Source organism: Halorientalis pallida (genome assembly GCF_004118325.1).
GTDB lineage: Archaea > Halobacteriota > Halobacteria > Halobacteriales > Haloarculaceae > Halorientalis > Halorientalis pallida.
This window is the reverse complement of sequence record NZ_RDFA01000016.1, coordinates 1-2,237: the sequence shown is the minus strand read 5'-3', so window position 1 is coordinate 2,237 and position 2,237 is coordinate 1. Positions and strand designations below refer to the sequence as shown.

Annotated in this window: 4 protein-coding genes; all 4 read right to left on the bottom strand. The window is 62.7% G+C overall.

The features are described from left to right. Nucleotides 1–221: hypothetical protein (locus EAF64_RS20600; RefSeq protein WP_135811382.1), on the bottom strand; the 221-nt coding region annotated here is incomplete at its 3' end. 1 nt (nt 222) lies between these two features. Beyond that, a complete protein-coding gene (locus EAF64_RS21260) occupies nt 223–372 on the bottom strand; it encodes a hypothetical protein (RefSeq protein ID WP_193767792.1) in 150 nt (49 codons plus the stop codon). A gap of 143 nt (nt 373–515) precedes the next feature. Next, the gene (locus EAF64_RS20595) at nt 516–1,478 is read right to left on the bottom strand and encodes a hypothetical protein (protein ID WP_193767791.1); all 963 of its coding nucleotides are present in this window, start codon (nt 1,476–1,478) and stop codon (nt 516–518) included. A 482-nt stretch (nt 1,479–1,960) separates the two neighbouring features. Beyond that, nucleotides 1,961–2,131 carry a hypothetical protein gene (locus EAF64_RS21255; protein ID WP_193767790.1) on the bottom strand — a complete coding sequence of 57 codons (171 nt, stop codon included), beginning with the start codon at nt 2,129–2,131 and terminating at the stop codon, nt 1,961–1,963. Nucleotides 2,132–2,237 lie beyond the last annotated feature (106 nt).

Here is a 2,237-nt window from a genome sequence, read left to right as displayed (position 1 = left end):
TTCTCCTCCAGGTAGAGGTACGCAACCAAAACTCCCACCAAAACAAGGCCTCCGAGGGCCACCGCTGGAAGGCCTTCGGACCCCTCGCCGTGTAGCGATTCCTCCAGGGCGCTCACGGTAAGGCCTTCATGGGCCGCATCAGCCACGCCGCCCAGGTGCCCCTCGACCTGATCGATCATCCCGATGTACTTGCATCCAACCGCCGGACACTCCACCGCCATACTACGCCTCCCCGGCTGGCTCCAGGGCGATGTTCACCGATTCGCTTCTGTACTCCTCCGGCAGGTGTTCCCCGAGATCGATGGTCCCGTCAGGGGAGACCTCGACCTCGCCCAAGAACGCCGGATCGTCAATTGACACTTGCGTCAGCACATCCAACAACATGAGCCGGAACCCGATAAATCTAATCCCGGTGTTTCACAGGTGTGAGACACCCGTTTTCGCCACTATAGTGATGAGATTTGTCCCTATATTTATCCCTATGATGGCGCCAATTACCCACTCTTCGCCAAATGTCACAACTCGGGCGGTGGGTCCACCGTGTCGGCTCCCTCGATCTCCGTCACGTCCACCCCGCCAGTCGTCGGGTCGTGGTACTCCGGTCCGTCCGGCCCGGCGTTCACGATGCTATCTACCTGCCAGCCGCCGCCCTCGTCGCTCTCACCGCCTCCCTGCTTCCACGAGTCCATACACTCCCCGCCCCGGTCTTCCGGCCGTAGGCCCGTCTCCTGCCGGAATCTGTCCCGTCTGATGAGGTCCTGCGCACCGTTGCTGAACTCCACCCGCCGAGTGTTCGTCGCCCATGTCACCGCGTAAAACATCTGTTCCTTCATCGGCCGGCTTAGCGTCTCTTCCCCGAAAGTTCCGATGTACTCACTGATGTAACACCCCAGGTCGTGTACCTCGTGGCTTACTGAAACGCCGTTCTCAGGCTTGTGCGCGTCCCATCCTGCCGGATCAGTGTTTTCGTAGTAGGTTCGCATCACCGGCTCGAACTGGCCGGCGTCGAGATCGTCGTCGGGGTCCTCGACGAAGACCGCGATGTGCAGGTGCCCGTATCCCGACTCGTGCGGTTCCCACACCTTCGCGTACTCCCACCTGTACCCATCGAGAGCCCGGTGTAGCGCCTTCCTCTGTACGTCCCAGCCGTCTGCGATGTCCCGCATGTGGTCGCCCGGCGGTCGCATCAGCCCGCCCTGTGTCTCGTTGCTGGCTGTGTCCGTCAGCATCACCGTCGTCAGGTCCTCAAACGCCCGGTCTACCTCCCGTTCCAGACCCTTCAGTTTCGCGTAGTAGGTATTGCCGTACTCGGGCATGTAGCTGTTCTTGAGCCTGCTACGGACGGTTTCACCGTCCTGCTCGTACTCGATGTGGCTGTGCAGGTAGTCGCTGTACCAGTCCCGCCACTCGTCCAGCACCCGATACCACGGCCGAGCCTGTGCCCCGTCGGTCAGCTCGTGGACGGCCTCGTCCCGCAAGGTCCGTCCTGGCTCCGTCGAGATCGGGCGCAGGCCGGTGCCACCAGGAAGGTCGCCGGGCTGGGCGTGGTCGTAGTCGGACGGGCCGGCCGATTCCGGTGTCTCAGCCCCCTCAGACTCCCCTGGACAGTTAGTCTTGGAGGGCCGAGAACCAGCACCGCTCACTGCAACCACCCCGCACCGCCGGGGATTCCCCGGCCCCCCGTCCGGTGGGCCGCTATACCTCCACCCGTACCCACCACTCCCGCCCACCTCCACGTTCCTGTGAGCGGCCGACAGCGGCCGCTCACGGGCTTTCGCAGGCGGATGGTCGGCCGAGCAGAGTCAGGCGTTAAACCTTTGCTCTCGGCGGCAGAAGGACCGTGTACGCAACCCGTGTCCAGAAGGTTGCCGCCGGGTGGGCCGCTGGTACGGCCCATCCGGGTCGTATCCCGGTCCTTCTCCGGGATTTCACACACTTTCGGTTAGCGTCTCGTCTCGTGTTACAACTCCGTGCGTGTCGGTTCCTCTTCATCCTTTTCCTCGCCCAGGAGCTTCCCCGCGACCACGATCACCGCCACCGCCACCGCGACGTGGCCCCAGTTGATCTCGTGCTTGAAGACGTGACGCTGTACCTTCTCCCCGCTGATATTCGCCGGTTCCGGGTCCCTCATCCTGCGATCTCCCCACTTTGAACCCCTTCAGAAGGCCCAGATTGCCGTTTCTTCTCCTCCAGGTAGAGGTACGCAACCAAAACTCCCACCAAAACAAGGCCTCCGA